At 72.4% G+C, this 14,340-nt stretch carries 12 protein-coding genes; 3 read left to right on the top strand and 9 right to left on the bottom strand.

The genetic code is table 11. The annotated features are described in order from the left end of the window. Nucleotides 1–68 precede the first annotated feature (68 nt). Together APR04_RS20985 and APR04_RS20980 are read left to right on the top strand one after the other, a co-directional pair. On the top strand, nucleotides 69–1,472 hold the full coding sequence (locus tag APR04_RS20985) for a sensor histidine kinase (protein WP_253873912.1): 1,404 nt from the start codon (nucleotides 69–71) through the stop codon (nucleotides 1,470–1,472). Continuing rightward, on the top strand, nucleotides 1,469–2,128 hold the full coding sequence (locus tag APR04_RS20980; protein WP_253873910.1) for a response regulator: 660 nt from the start codon (nucleotides 1,469–1,471) through the stop codon (nucleotides 2,126–2,128). The genes APR04_RS20985 and APR04_RS20980 overlap by 4 nt, the downstream gene beginning before the upstream one ends. Here the strand turns inward: APR04_RS20980 and APR04_RS20975 are convergent. Beyond that, nucleotides 2,125–3,987, bottom strand: coding sequence for an HNH endonuclease signature motif containing protein (locus APR04_RS20975; RefSeq protein WP_253873908.1), 1,863 nt, complete (start codon nucleotides 3,985–3,987; stop codon nucleotides 2,125–2,127). The two genes, APR04_RS20980 and APR04_RS20975, sit on opposite strands and share 4 nt — an antisense overlap. A gap of 278 nt (nucleotides 3,988–4,265) precedes the next feature. Between APR04_RS20975 and APR04_RS20970 the strand changes: the two genes are divergently transcribed. Next, nucleotides 4,266–6,035 (top strand): cellulase family glycosylhydrolase, encoded by a 1,770-nt coding sequence (locus APR04_RS20970; protein WP_253873906.1) that lies wholly within the window; start codon nucleotides 4,266–4,268, stop codon nucleotides 6,033–6,035. A gap of 92 nt (nucleotides 6,036–6,127) precedes the next feature. On the opposite strand, the gene APR04_RS20965 is transcribed toward APR04_RS20970, so the two are convergent. The 8 genes from APR04_RS20965 to APR04_RS20930 all read right to left on the bottom strand — a co-directional run bounded on the left by APR04_RS20965 (nucleotide 6,128) and on the right by APR04_RS20930 (nucleotide 14,181). Next, nucleotides 6,128–6,709: a DUF6069 family protein gene (locus APR04_RS20965; RefSeq protein WP_253873904.1), complete on the bottom strand. Its 582-nt coding sequence runs from the start codon at nucleotides 6,707–6,709 to the stop codon at nucleotides 6,128–6,130. A gap of 138 nt (nucleotides 6,710–6,847) precedes the next feature. After that, complete coding sequence (locus APR04_RS20960; RefSeq protein WP_253873902.1) at nucleotides 6,848–8,248, bottom strand: alkaline phosphatase family protein; 1,401 nt, start codon at nucleotides 8,246–8,248, stop codon at nucleotides 6,848–6,850. Further along, complete coding sequence (gene eboE / locus APR04_RS20955; protein ID WP_253873900.1) at nucleotides 8,245–9,486, bottom strand: metabolite traffic protein EboE; 1,242 nt, start codon at nucleotides 9,484–9,486, stop codon at nucleotides 8,245–8,247. Before eboE ends, APR04_RS20960 begins: the two co-directional genes overlap by 4 nt. Nucleotides 9,487–9,498: 12 nt before the next feature. Next, nucleotides 9,499–10,377 carry a TatD family hydrolase gene (locus APR04_RS20950; protein WP_253873898.1) on the bottom strand — a complete coding sequence of 293 codons (879 nt, stop codon included), beginning with the start codon at nucleotides 10,375–10,377 and terminating at the stop codon, nucleotides 9,499–9,501. Between the two features lie 2 nt (nucleotides 10,378–10,379). Then, nucleotides 10,380–11,099 carry an EboA domain-containing protein gene (locus tag APR04_RS20945; protein ID WP_253873895.1) on the bottom strand — a complete coding sequence of 240 codons (720 nt, stop codon included), beginning with the start codon at nucleotides 11,097–11,099 and terminating at the stop codon, nucleotides 10,380–10,382. A gap of 3 nt (nucleotides 11,100–11,102) precedes the next feature. After that, a complete protein-coding gene (locus tag APR04_RS20940) occupies nucleotides 11,103–11,984 on the bottom strand; it encodes a sugar phosphate isomerase/epimerase family protein (RefSeq protein WP_253873893.1) in 882 nt (293 codons plus the stop codon). Further along, nucleotides 11,981–12,985, bottom strand: coding sequence for an SCO3242 family prenyltransferase (locus tag APR04_RS20935; RefSeq protein WP_253873890.1), 1,005 nt, complete (start codon nucleotides 12,983–12,985; stop codon nucleotides 11,981–11,983). The genes APR04_RS20940 and APR04_RS20935 overlap by 4 nt, the downstream gene beginning before the upstream one ends. Further along, nucleotides 12,982–14,181, bottom strand: a complete 1,200-nt coding sequence (locus tag APR04_RS20930; protein ID WP_253873887.1) for an inositol-3-phosphate synthase — start codon at nucleotides 14,179–14,181, stop codon at nucleotides 12,982–12,984. Before APR04_RS20930 ends, APR04_RS20935 begins: the two co-directional genes overlap by 4 nt. Between the last annotated feature and the right edge of the window lie 159 nt (nucleotides 14,182–14,340).

Genomic DNA, 14,340 nt, shown 5'->3' with positions numbered 1-14,340 from the left:
CCGAACCGCCGAGTCCCGGTACATCTTTCGGATGACCCGGGCCGCGCCCCGTCGTGCTGAGATGGGGCATGCTCCGTGCGTCCGACCTGTTCGCGTCCGTCTCCAAGGTCTACACGGCCGAGAACCGGCGCGGCGATGTCATGACGGCTGCCGGCCTGCTCCTCGTCGCGCTCGCGCTCGACGCGCTGGGCCTCGTCAGGATCACCTGGGACGGACCGGCGAACATGCCGTCCTGGTGGTTCGCCGTGCCCGCCGTCGTCGGCTGCACCGCACTGGTCTGGCGCCGGACGCGGCCCCTCGGGGCGCTCGCGGTCGCAACGCTCGCTCTCGGCGCCGACATCGCGCTCGGTGGGAGCGTCGGCCTGTTCGTGATCGTGTGGGAGTCCCTGTACGCGGTCCACCTGCACGGCCGGCCGGTGGCGCGGCGGATCACGGCCATCGGGGTCGCCCTCGCCTCGCTCGCACTGCTGATCGTCGTCGGCACGATGACGGGCGACCTGCGGGCGGCGGTGCTCTCCGGACTCCAGGTGACGGCACTTCTCGTCATGCCCATGTGGTGGGGCGGGAACGTGCGGCAGGGCCGCGAGCTGACTGCGGCGGCGCACGAGCGCGGACGGCTCGAGCGGGAGCGCAGCACCGCGCTCCTCAGCCTCGCCGAGGCGGCCAGGCACGACGCCGTCCGCGCCGAGCGCACCACCGTCGCCCGCGACCTGCACGACGTCGTCGCCTCGCACCTGTCCGCGATCACCATCACCTCGGGCGCGGCGCTCGCGGGCCCTGCCGAGGCGGAGCGCGACCGTGCGGCGCTGCGCAGCATCCGGGCCGAGAGCCTGGCCTCCCTGCAGGACATGCAGGCCATGATCCGGGTGCTGGCCGCCGAGACCGGGCAGGGCGGGCAGGGCGGGCAGGCGCACGGTGGTGCGGCAGCGGACGACGGGCCGGCGTCCGGCGCGGGCGGCTCGAACCTGCTGGCCGCGCCGCGCGTCGCTCAGCTGGCCCCCGTGCTGGAGCAGGTGCGGCTCGCGGGACTGGAGCTGGTGGTGACCGATCCCGACGGTGTCCTGACCGGTGGCACCGTGCTGCCCGCAGCGGTGGACCACGCGGTGTACCGGGTCGTGCGGGAGTCGCTCACCAACGTGCTCAAGCACGGCGGTGCCCGCGCGGAGCTTCGTGTCGCGGCGGGCGACAGCCTCGAGCTCGGGGTGCACGACGACGGGGTGCGTCCCGGCAGCGCTCCCGACCCGGCCGACGTCGGCGGCGGTACCGGCCTCGGGCTCCTGTCGATGCGCGAGCGCGTCGAGTCCCTCGGCGGGACGTTCGCGGCCGGGCCTGAGCCCGGTCCTGCGGCCGGAGGCTGGCGCGTGCGCGCGGCTCTGCCGCTGCCCGACCGTGCTGACTCGGATGCTGACGCGGATCCCGGGCCGCTCGACCGGGTGCCGTCGGACGGCCGGGCACCGGGGCTGCGCGCATGATCCGCGTCCTGCTCGCCGACGACCACGCGGCGATCCGTGCGGGCCTGCGCATGCTGCTCGCTACGGCCGACGACATCGAGGTGGTTGGCGAAGCCGGTGACGGCGCGGTAGCGGTCGCGAACGCGCGGGCGCTGCGCCCCGACGTCGTGCTCATGGACGTCCGGATGCCCGGGACGGACGGCGTGACCGCAACCCGGCAGATCGTCGAGGAGGGGTTGTCGGAGGTCCTGGTGCTGACCACGTTCGACCTGGACGAGTACGTGTTCGGCGCCCTGCGGGCCGGAGCAGCGGGGTTCCTCCTGAAGACCGCCGAGACGACGGCGCTGGTGGACGCCGTCCGGCATGTCGCGGCCGGTGACGGCGTGGTGGCGCCCGAGGTCACCCGGCGGCTCATCGCGGAGCTGTCGGCGCCGCCGGAACGGAACGGCGGCGGTCGCCGGGACGGCCCGGTGCGGCCCCTGCCCGCTGACCTGACGCCGAGGGAGCGCGACGTGCTCGCAGGCCTCGGCTGCGGCCTGTCGAACGCTCAGCTCGCCGCCGAGCTGATGATCAGCGAGGCCACCGCGAAGACTCACGTCTCGCGCGTGCTCGCCAAGCTGGGCGTGACGTCCCGCGTCCAGGCGGCGATCGCGGCACGCGACGCGGGGCTCGCTTAGAAGGGTGGTTCGTCGAGGTCGGGCGGGCTGGTCGGGTTGGTGGGTGTTGTGCCGGGTTCGGTGGTGACGTACTGGCGTGGGAGCCGTTGACCGGTCAGGGCGCGCAGGGACAGGTCGTGGCTGGTGTCGGGGTCGATCTGGTCGAGGTCGGTGTGGGTGTCCAGGACGGTGGGCGGCCGGGTGTGGACGCGGCCCGTCGGAGTGGTCCAGGTCGTGATCCCGGTCTCGGGGTCGCGGACGATGCCCCAGCCGGCATGGGTCTTGAGCAGGTGGTGCTTGCGGCACAGGGCGTGCAGGTTGTGGGCGTTGGTCTGTCCCCGCCGGTCGTCTCCGTTCCTGCTCCTGTTCTCGCTTCCGTGGTTGTTCTCGTGGTCGTGGTCGTGGTCGAAAGGCTGGATGTGGTCGAGGTCGCAGCGGCTCGCGGGTCTGTCGCAGCCCCACAGGAAGGTGCAGGTCCCGTCCCTGGCCTCGACCGCGGCCCGCAGCACCTTGCCCGGTTGATAGGTCGTGGTGGAGTAGTCGGTCAGGATCCCGGTGACGGGGTCGGTCAGCAGGCGTTGCCAGGTGGCGTCGGTCGCGATGATGCGGGCGGTCTCGGCGGGGATGGGGCCGTAGCCGTCCAGGTGTCCGGGTGCCTGGTCCAGGCCGAGCAGCGCACTGGCGGGGAGGGTGACTCGCACGACCGGGCGGGTCGGCGCGATCCGCACGGGCTGCACGATCTCCTGGACTACGACCTGCTGCACGGGCGCGCGGCCACCACACGTGCACGCGGGTCCATCATTCGTTCCACTGCTGCTCGTTCCGCCCTTGGTGTGGTCGTTCGAGTCGCTGTCTGCGGCGTTCGCACGAGTCTCGGTAGCGGGCTTGGTAGTGGGCTCGGTCGCGGGCTTGGTAGATGGCTCTGCGTCGGTCTCAGGTTCGGTCTCGGGTTGGGTGAAGCGGTCGGCGGGTAGGAGTCGGCCGGTGATGATCCCGGTCAGGGAGTCGGCGCGCAGCTGCCCGAGGGTGCGGTCCTCGCCTGTGGTGTGGCGTAGCTGGTGGGCCATGTCGTCCAGGACACCCCACACGGCGGCGGCGTCCGTGGCGGGCAGGTAGGCGGAGAGCCAGCCCATGTCGTTCTCGGCGCGGTCGAGCTGGACACACCGTTGTTCTGCTGCGGCTTTCGCGGTCTGTGCTGCGCCGTGGCGGTCCTTGGCGAATGCGAGCATCCGGGTCTGTAGCCACTTCCACGTCCGGCGGGGTGCCTGGGGAAGGAACCGCTCGATCGCCTCGGCCCGCTCGGCCAAGGTCAGCTGCGACGCCGAGCGCAGCAGGGTGTGCGCTTTACGGACATCGATACGGCCGGTGATCAGTGCGGTGATCACGGTGGGGTGCTGGGCACCGGACTCCCCGCGGATCACGACCTCGGCGGCTTCGCTCTCGGTGATCACGAGCTCGCTGGTGACCTGTCCGACCAGCGAGGCGTGCGCGAGCGCGTGGGACTCCCGGGCGGCGCGTTCGGCCACGACCCGGGCCTGCACACCCGCGGCCCAGGACTGCAGCCGCCCACACGCCGTGACCAGATCACCCAACGCGTCATCGGACAGCTCGGCCAGCCGGTCGGGATCCAGCTCGGTCGCCCGGTCCACGGTCTCGGCGACCACGCGAGCCAGCTGCGCACCTGGTGCCTCGGTCAGTGCTCGCCGCAGAGTCTCAACCGGCCACAGTGCGATCGGCACCGCGTCCGGCGGCCAGTCCGGCCCGACGGCATCAGCCAGATCGTCCGGTGCGACATCGTGAGGCGACCGCCATCCATCATGCCGGAAGGGGTAGTCCAGGAGCCCGCTGGCCACGCTGTCGTCGTGCAGTCCCTCACCCATACCACCACACCCCCAGTCTTATCCCTCAATCAATAATGCTGATCGACGGCGCCAACGTAACGAACTCTTGTTCGACTACCACCCTACTTCGCACCACTGACACGCGCCCGCGCCTGCGCCCTCCGCGCAAGAACGAGCGAGCACGGCTGTCTGCCGCTGGACACCGGCCCGCTCACGCGGCAGCCAGCGGAAACCGGTTACTCATAAGCCTTGACTTCACCCAGGGTCGCCCCGACCATGGGAGCGTTCCCACAGGTGCACACGAGAAGGGCCTCGTCATGCAGAGAACTGCGCGCACCCTGGCCGGCATCGTCGCCGGCCTCGCACTCACGCTCGCCTCGGTCGCTCCGGCGGCCGGGGCCGGAACGGCCAGCGGTCCCGAACCCGGCAGCGTCGCCTCGCGGGCCGCGCTCCCGGAGCCGCACGACCACCGGCACCACCACAGGTGCAAGCACAAGGACAAGGACACGGTCGCGGACGTCGCCGCCGACATGCAGCCGGGCTGGAACCTGGGCAACAGCTTCGACGCGACCGGCGCCGACGAGACGTCGTGGGGCAACCCGCGAGTGACCGAGGAGCTCCTGGACCAGGTCCGCGCCCAGGGCTTCAACAGCATCCGGATCCCCGTCACCTGGGGCCAGCACCAGGGCGGGGCGCCGGACCACACCATCGACCAGGCGTACCTCGACCGGGTCGAGGAGGTGGTGGGCTGGGCGCTGGAGGACGGCTTCTACGTGCTGATCAACATCCACCACGACTCCTGGCAGTGGGTGAACACCATGCCCACGAACCACGACGCGGTGCTCGACCGCTACACCGACACCTGGACCCAGATCGCCGACCGGTTCCGGGGCGCCGACGGGCGGCTGCTGTTCGAGAGCGTCAACGAGCCCCAGTTCACCGGCAGCTCGGGAGAGGCCGCGAACCTTGAGCTGCTGGCTGAGCTCAACGACGTGTTCCACGGCGTCGTGCGTGGTTCCGGCGGCGGGAACGCCACCCGGCCGCTGGTGCTCCCCACGCTGAACACCGGGTCCGAGCCGGCCAAGATCGACGCGCTGGCCACCCAGATCGCGGCGCTGGACGACCCGAACCTCATCGCGACGGTGCACTACTACGGGTTCTGGCCGTTCAGCGTGAACATCGCCGGGTACACCCGGTTCGACGCCGAGGTGCAGCAGGACGTCACGGACACCTTCGACCGGGTGCACACGGCGTTCGTCGCCCGCGGCGTGCCGGTGCTCCTGGGGGAGTACGGGCTGCTCGGGTTCGACCGGCACACAGGGACCGTTGAGCAGGGCGAGAAGCTCAAGTTCTTCGAGTACCTCGGGTACGCGGCGCGCGAGCGCGGCATCACGACGATGCTCTGGGACAACGGGCAGCACTTCGACCGTACCGCCCACACGTGGCAGGACACCGCGCTGTTCGAGCAGATCGAGTCGAGCTGGACCGAGCGCTCCGGGACGGCGTCGTCGGACCTGGTGTTCGTGCCCGCCTCGGGCGCCGTCGGCGCCCAGAGCCTGACGCTCAGCCCGAACGGGACCAGCTTCGAGGCCCTCCTGCACGACGGCGAGGAGCTGGCCGCCGGGACCGACTACACCGTCACCGGCGACCGGCTCACGCTGTCCGCCGCGCTGCTGCAGCGGCTCGCGGGCGACCGGACGCCGGGACCGGCCGGAGAGCTGGTGGTCCGGTTCTCCGGCGGTGTGCCCTGGACGGTTCGCGTCATCAACCAGGAGACGCCTGTGCTGCGGGACGCCTCGGGCACGACGGCGGCGTTCGCGATCCCGACGTCGTTCACGGGCGACCTGCTCGCGACGATGGAGGCGCGGTACGCGGACGGGTCGGTCGCGGGGCCGCAGAGCTGGACCTCGTACAAGGAGTTCGACGTGACGTTCGCGCCGGACTACGGCGCAGGGACCATCACCCTCACCCCGGAGTTCTTCGCCGAGGTGCACGACGGGACGGTCCACCTGACGTTCCACTTCTGGAGCGGGGACACGGTCCAGTACACGCTGACCAGAACGGGAAGCACGGTCACAGGCACCTGACCTGACGGTTCCCGAGCCGTCGAGTGCTGGGTATCTGTGACTCTGCGCGGCAGACCTGCAGATACCCAGCACTCGACGACCGGGACGGGCGGTCAGGAGGTGCGGCGGACGACCGTTCGGCTCAGGGTGCCCGTGAGGAGCGACCAGACCGCAGAGCCGATGATGATCCAGACGATCGCGGCGAGGATGGACGGCACGAGCTCGAACTGGCCCGCGAACGGCGCGGCGGCGAGGACGACGGTGCCTATCGTGACCACCCAGCCGAAGAACGAGCGGGGACGCGGTGTGCTCATCACGAGCAGATAGAGCACGGCTGCCGCCGCGAGTGCGAAGAGCACGCCCGCCACCACCCAGCCCAGCAGCTCGGAGCCGGTGCCGAACAGGTCGGCCTGCGCACGGACGTCGAGGTTCAGGACCGCCTCGAGGATGAAGTGCGCGGCCACCCCGATGAGGGCCGCAACGAGCGTCGTCGCCAGCGCCCCGGCCCAGAACCGGCCTACCTCGAGGCCGAGGCGAGGGTTCTCGGTGCCGGACGTGACGGGCTGGACGGCAGCGCCGTCGGGCAGCTGGCCCACTGGTTGGGTCGGGGTGCCAGGCGTCTGGGCCGGCGGTGGACGGACCGGCTGCGGCTGCTCACCGTAGTCGGCGCTATACGGGCGGTTCGGGTCACTCATCGTGGTACCTCCCGGTTGTGAGCCCTATGTCCACTCCACCACGGATCGGCTCTGACCGCACGGCAGGCGGCTAAAGGACTGGAGAGTGGCAGGTGCTCAGGTCACCCCACTGATCTGAACGCTGCCACTCCCGAACGGCTACCGCATCCCCTGGAGGTCCAGCACCAGGTTCTTGACGGCGGTGGCGGGGACCTGGCCGGTGTCGTCGTCGACCCAGGACGCGACGGACGACGGCACCTCCGAGTCCGAGCACAGCACGAGCGGCGTGTCCGCCGACGAGTCGGGCAGGCGGCCGTGCGTCCCGCGGACGTACGACGCGTCGAGCGGGGTGGTGCCCATCGCATACCGCAGGCCCAGCTTCTTGCGCACCAGGTTCATGCCGGCCTTCGCCTTGGCGAGCGGGTCGGCGGGGTTGAAGAACAGCTCGGCGGGGTCGTAGCCCGGCTTGCGGTGGATGTCGACGCCGCGCGCGAACTCGGGCGCGCGGTCGTCGTCGAGCCAGTAGTAGTACGTGAACCAGGCACCTGGCTCGGCCACGACGACCAGCTCGCCCGCCCGCTCGTGGTCCAGGCCGTACTTCGCCTGCGCCTCGCGGTCGAGCACATCGTCGACGCCGGGCACGCCCCGCAGGAGGTCCGCCACGCGGGTCACGTCCGACGGGTCGTCGACGTACACGTGCGCCACCTGGTGGTCGGCGACGGCGAACGCGCGTGACGTCCACGGGTCGAGCTGTTCGCGACCGTCCTGCGTGTAGACCTCGAGGAAGCCCTCGCGCCGCAGCAGCCGGTTGATGTCCACCGGCTGGTTCGCTGGCCCGATGCCGTACTCCGAGACCGCCACGACGGTGACGCCCGCCGCCTCGGCGTCGTCCAGCAGGGGCGTCAGCGCGGCGTCGAGGTCGGCCGCCGCCCGGTCGGCCTCTGGCGAGGTCGGCCCGAAGCGCTGCAGGTCGTAGTCGAGGTGCGGCACGTACGCCGTGGTGAGCTGGGACTTCCGGGTGCGCAGCAGGTGCCGGGTCACGTTCACTATCCACTGCGTGGACGCGATCGACGCCGTCGGCCCCCAGTACTGGAACAGCGGGAAGTCGCCGAACCGGCCCACCAGGTCGTCGTGCATCGCGGCCGGCCGGATGTACCCGTCCGGCGACTTGCGCCCGTCGGCGTGGTAGATCGGACGGGGGGTGATCGTGAGATCTGTGGTCATGCCCATCGCGTACCACCAGCACACGTTGTCGGCCTGGTAGGCCGGGTCGCGGTGGCGGGCGGTCTCCCAGACCTTCTCGCCCGCCACGAGCTTGTTGTGCTGGCGCCAGAGGTACACGTCGCCCAGCTCGCGGAAGTACCACCCGTTGCCGACGATCCCGTGCTGTGCGGGCATCAGGCCGGTGAGCATCGTCGACTGCACGCTGCACGTCACGGCGGGCAGCACGGTGGCGAGCTCGGACTGCCAGCCCGACGTGGCGAGCCGGCGCAGGCGCGGCATGTGGGCGAGGGCACGGGCGGTGAGCCCGACGACGTCGAGCAGCAGGACAGGCCTCATGCGTCGACTCCTTCCGTGGTGGTGACAGGTGTGGTGGAGGCAGCGCCCTCCGCGGGGTCGCCCAGCAGGTGCTTCCTGGCCCACCGCAGCTCCGCCGCGATCCCGGCGACCAGGCCGGCCTCGCCCTGCACGCCGCCCTTCGGACCCCCGTCGACGCCGTCCGGCAGCACCGACCAGGTGTACGTCTCGACGTCGAGGTGCGCCTCACCGCCGTGCGGTGCGGCCTGGACCGCTGCGACGGCGTCGCGCAGCACCTCGGTCGTCGCCGCCAGCGGCGCTGCCGGCTCGTGGTGCAGGGGCACGTGGAAGTGCACGCGCCACGGGCCCTCGCCCGGCAGGCCAGGACGGCGGTCGGCGTTCCCGAGCGCCACTGGCAGGTCGTCCGAGGCCAGGACGTCGCCCGACGGCGTGAGCTCGCGCACCTGGTGCAGGTAGCGCTGCTCGACGAACCGGCCGACGGCGTCCCGCGCGCCCGGCGCGGACAGGTCCGCGACCTCCAGCGCCGCGGACGCCTGTACCTTGACCACGCGCAGGCCGGCGTCCGTGATCCGGCGGACGGCGCCCGCCGGGTCGGCGAACGAGACGGCCAGGTGGCAGGTGTCCAGGCAGACGCCGATGTACTCGGGGTCGATCCGCCGGTCGGCCGGCCATTCGGGCCCGGTGCGCGTGGCGAGCCACGAGACGACGTCCTCCACCGTGTCGAGCACGCAGCCGGGCTCGGGCTCGACGGCGATGCGCACGGTCCGGCCGGTGCGCACCGCCAGCTCACGCAGCTCGGCGGACAGCGTGGCGAAGGCCTTGGTCGCCTCGTCGTCGTCCGCGCGGGTCCAGGGGGCGCGCCACGCCAGCGGCAGGGTCGAGATCGACCCGGTGGCGCCGTCGGGCAGCAGATCGGCCAGCACCCGGGCGCACGCCAGCACGTAGTCGAGGCGGGCCCGCTCGGCCCAGGTGGGGGAGTACACCGCGAGCTTGACGACCTCGCGGTGGAAGCCGCCGTACGGGAAGGCGTTGAGCGTGTGCACCTGGAGCCGGTGCTCGGCGAGCGCCGCGCGCAGTCGCGCACGGTCCTCCGCAGAGCTGTCCAGGCGGTGCGCCACCTCGGCGGGCAGCCACAGGCCGACGCCGAGCGTGTCGAGGCCTGCGGCCTCGCGCACCGGGCCGGAGTAGCGGGCGAGCTGGTCGATCACGCCGTCGAGGTCCTCGGCGGGGTGCACGTTGGTGCAGTAGGAGAGCAGCATGGTCAGGTCCCCTCAGGCTCTCGCACCGCGGAGCACGGACGAGCCCTCGAACTCGACGCCCGGGGTGGGCGGGGCCCCCTCGGTGAATCCCGGTACCGCGTCCAGCACGAGGTTGCCCGACTGTCCGTAGAAGGCGACGGGGTTGCGCCACAGCACCTTGTCGACGTCGTCCTCGCTGAAGCCCGCCGCGAGCATCGCGTGCCCGGTCTTGGCCGTCTTGAGCGGGTCGGACCGGCCCCAGTCGGCGGCGGAGTTCACGATCATCCGCTCGGTCCCGTACTCCTGCAGGATGGCGACCATGCGGTCCTCGTCCATCTTGGTGTCGGGGTAGATCGAGAACCCGGCCCACGCCCCGGCGTCGCGCACCAGGGCGACGTTGGTCTCGTTGAGGTGGTCCACCAGGACCCGCTCGGGCGGCAGCCCTGACTCGACCACGACGTCGAGGGTGCGGCGCGTTCCGGCGAGCTTGTCGCGGTGCGGGGTGTGCACCAGCACGGGGAGCTCGGCGTCGCGGGCCATCTGCAGCTGCGCGGCGAACACCTCGTCCTCCTCGGGGGTCATCGAGTCGTAGCCGACTTCGCCAACGGCGACCACGCCGTCCTTGAGCAGGTAGCGCGGGATCTCGGCGAGCACCTCGCGGCAGCGCGGGTCGTTCGCCTCCTTGGGGTTGAGCGCGATGGTCGCGTGGTGCCGGATGCCGAACTGCGCGGCCCGGAACCGCTCCCAGCCGAGCAGCGAGTCGAAGTAGTCGGTGAACGAGCCCACGCCGGTGCGGGGCTGGCCCAGCCAGAACGCGGGCTCGACGACGACGCGCACCCCCGAGGCGTACATGGCCTCGTAGTCGTCGGTGGTACGGCTCGTCATGTGGATGTGCGGGTCGAGGATGCGCATCGTCACTCCTTCGTGCGGCTGAGCGGGGTGCTGCTGTGCGGGGTACTCGTGAGGCGGTCGAGATCGGTGGGTACCGGGCGTCCGGCCGCCCGGCGCTCGGTCGCGAAGTCGCGGGCCATGCGGTCGAGCTCGTCGTCGGCCCGGGCCTCGAGGCTGCTCGCGGCGTCAAGGCTCACGCCCTGGAAGACGAGCTTGAGGATCGCGTGCCGCCACGTGTGCTGGTCGAGGTACCGGGACCCGAACGGGCCGACGGCGGCCGCGACGAGGCTCGGATCGTTGGTACGCAGCGCGTCCGCGGCGAGGTCGAGGCCGGCGGCGACGAGCCGGGCAGAGCCGGTATCGGTATCGGTATCGGCGCGGTCGAGGTCGCCCCGTTCCGTCAGCGCGTCCAGGCCTCGCAGCACCCCGCGCCGCTCGGCCGCGTCGCCCTGGCGGTAGAGGGACACCAGGCGCTCCGCGCAGTCCTGGCCCGTACCTACGGCGTCGGCGAGCGCGACGACGAGGGCTGCCCGGGCGGCGTCGTCGACCGTGCCGTGGACGACGCCGGACGGGTCGGCGCCGGGCCGCCGTGGCGCTCGGCCCACCCGGCGGGCGGCGAACGCGAAGGCCCGGCTGATGCTGTCCGGGTCACGGGCGACGTCGGTGAGGGCCTCCGTGAGCCAGCCCGAGCCGGGCTGGTCGCCCGGTTCGCCGGTGGGGTCGACGTGGCTGTCAGTGTTCAAGACCTAGGTCCTTTCACCTGTCGGTCCGCCGGTCACGGTGGCCCACGCCCGCATCAGGGCGGTGCGGCTGTCGAGGGCGAGCCGGGGGGCGTCGTGCGAGTGGCGGGGCAGCTCGACGGCGGCGACCCCCGTGTAGCCGACGTCGGCGAGCGTGGCGAGCACCATCGGCAGGTCGATGCTGCCCTCGCCGAAGGGCCGGTGCTCGTGGTGCGTACGGGGCATGTCGTCGAGCTGCACGTTGCTCAGGTAGGGCGCGGCGGCACGGAGCGCCCCCTCGACCCCCTCCGGCTCCACGACCAGGCAGTGCCCGACGTCCACGGTGATCCCCAGCTCGGGCGGCATGCCGACGTCGGAGAGGAGCCGCAGGGCGTCGTCGACCGTCTCGACCAGCATGCCCGGCTCGGGTTCTACCGCGAGCCGCACACCACGCTCGCCTGCGTACTCGACCAGGGCCGGGAGGCGGTCGCGCAGCCTGGCCCAGCCGTCGGCGGGGTCGGCGTCGGACGGCAGGATCCCCGAGAAGAACGAGACGCAGCGGGCGTCGAGCTCCGCGGCGATCTCGATGGCCCGCTCGAGGAAGCGCATGCGCAGGGCGGCGTCCCGGTCCACGAGCGTGGGCCGGTGCTTGTGCAGCGGGTCGAGCAGGTACCGGGTGCCCGTCTCCACGACCACCGCGGCGCCGGTACCCCCGCGCATCCGCCCGAGGTGGGCGCGCAGCGCCGTGACGTCGTCGCCCGCGAGGGGCGCGAACGGGTCGAGGTGCGGGAAGCCGAGGGTGAGCGCGACGGCGTCGTAGCCGACGTCGTCGAGCACGTCGAGCGCCGTGTGCAGAGGGTGGTCACCGAAGCCGTTGGTGCCGTAGCCCAGCAGGAACGGCGGCCTCACGTGATGCTCACCCCCGCCCGGCCGCGTGCGCGGCCCAGCAGCCGCAGCCCGTGTCCGACGGCGGCGACGCCGGCCAGGAGCGCGGTGGTCCCGAGGCTCCCCGAGCGTGCCGCCCACGCGGCCTGGAGCGGCACCATCGCCTGGATGCCGGACCTGGTGGCGGTGCGGGCGTTCGCCGCGGTCGGCCGGGCCGCGGCGCGGACCTGTGCGGGCAGGCACGCGGCGGCGTAGGCACCGGCGGCGGCGACGGCCGTCCAGCGGGCGACGGCGCGCTGGTTGCCCGTGGCGGCCGCGGCGACCGCGCCAACGACCGTTCCGGCGGCGACACTGCCCGCGACCCGCGTCGTCGTGCCGTGCACCTCGCCACGCGAGAGCACGGTGACGCCGAGCGTGTGGGCGGCGAGGCCGGCGGCGGCGGGGAGCGCGGACCGCAGGTCCCCGGGCGTTGCACCGAGCAGCACGTCCAGCCCGCGGCACGCGGCCATGACGACCGGTCCGGTCGGATGGTCCTTGGCGACCAGGTCGTAGGTCCAGACGCAGGCGGCGAGCGGCACCGCTATCGCGAGCGCTCGTCGGCCGCCGGCGATGCCCGCCGCTGCCACGCCACCGGCGGTCAGCGCCGCACCGACCGCGAGCGCGCCGCGTGGTGTCACCCGGCCCGAGGGGATGGGCCGTTCCGGGCGCTCGACGGCGTCGAGGTGCCGGTCGGCGTAGTCGTTCAGGGCCATGCCGCCGAGGTAGAGGCAGGCCGACGCGACCGGCAGCAGGGCGTGGCGGCCGCGGAGCGGCGTCGGTGTGCCGGCCCGCGCGGCGGCCAGGCCCGCCAGGGAGTCGCCGACGACGCTCAGGGCGGCGGGTGCGCGGACCAGCTCGGCGAGGTCGCCGAGGCTGGGCCCCGGGGTGCGGGTCAGGCTCCGGGCCTGCGGCTCGGCGGACGACGGTTCCCGCAGCGGGGGGTCGAACCGGGGTCTGAACCGGGGTTGTCCGGACACCGAGGTCATGGCTCGACCTGCGCCGAGGCGCTGCGGACCCATTCCTCGAGTGCGCGGTGCTGGTCGGCCGCGTCGTGCACGTCGGAGTGCCACGGGTCCTTGAAGAAGAAGCCCAGCTCCGGCACCGCGCCGCTGATCCCCGCGGCGTGGGCGAGCGCGAGCAGGCGCGCCAGGTCCAGCACGAGGGGCGCGGCGAGCATCGAGTCGTGGGCGCTCCAGGTGGTCTGCAGCGTGAGCCGCGAACCGAGGAAGCCCTCGACGTGCACGTGGTCCCAGGCCACCTTGATGTCGCCGAGATCGGGCACGTTGTCGATGTGCAGCGGAGTCGTGTCGCTCCCCGTCAGCGCTGTCAGGCCCCGGGACTTGGTGGCCAGCTTGCTGCGCACGGCGTCCGGGTCGGCGAGCGTGGCGCCGTCGCCGCCGCCCAGCAGGTTGGTGCCGGACCAGGACAGCACCTTCAGGTTGCGCGCGGCGAACGCGGGAGCCAGCACCGTGCGGAGCCAGGTCTGTCCGGTCTTGCCGTCCTGTCCGGCGACGGGGACGCCGCGCTCGCGGGCGAGCCGGGCCAGGGCGGGCAGGCTCATCCCGGCGGACGGCGTGAAGGCGGCGTACGAGGCTCCGGCAAGGATCGCCGCGTAGGCGGAGACCGACGACGCCGGGAGCACCGCGCGTGCCGGGTCGGCCAGGGCGACGAGCAGGGCCTCGGGGTCGTCGTGCTCGGGCGCGGGAACCACCGGCGCCTCGGTCGAGGAGAGGTCGACCATCACGACGCGGGCCAGCGCGTGCCGCTCGCGGAACGAGGTGATGTCGGCGGCGAGGCGCTCGGCGGCGGCCTGCTGGGAGGTGCCGTCCGGGCCGCCGTGCGGGTCGTACCCGGGGCGTACCTCGGCGTCCGCCCGTTCGAGCGCGTCGTGGGCGGCGGCGAACAGCAGCGGTGGGACCATCCCGGTCTCGACCAGGCACTCCGCGCGCTTGGTCATGGTGACGGAGGAGATGTCGTGTCCACCCACCACGAGGTCCGCGAACCCTGGCAGGCCCGCGGAGGCGAACGGCTCTCGTGCGGTGACACAGCCTGTCGGCGGTGACTGTCCGTCGGCAATGGCGGCTAGGCCTAGTGTTGCGGTACTGGCCACGGAGCCACGGGCTCCGACGAACCAGATTCCCGTGCGTTCGGCGGCATGGTGGCTTGCAGTGGCTTCGTGCATCATCGCTCCCCGGATCGACATCGTCGTCCCAAGCAACCTATCCCGGACTTATGCCGATTAGCAAACAAAAGTTCAAACATCATCGGAAGAAGCGAGATAAGCGACATCGGCCGGAATATCTCCGCTGCCGGAGGGCGCGCAACGGAGAAGTCCGGGTCG

This window comes from Promicromonospora umidemergens (genome assembly GCF_024171995.1).
GTDB lineage: Bacteria > Actinomycetota > Actinomycetes > Actinomycetales > Cellulomonadaceae > Promicromonospora > Promicromonospora umidemergens.
The sequence above is the reverse complement of the archived record's forward strand: the minus strand, read 5'-3'. Positions and strand labels throughout refer to the sequence as shown.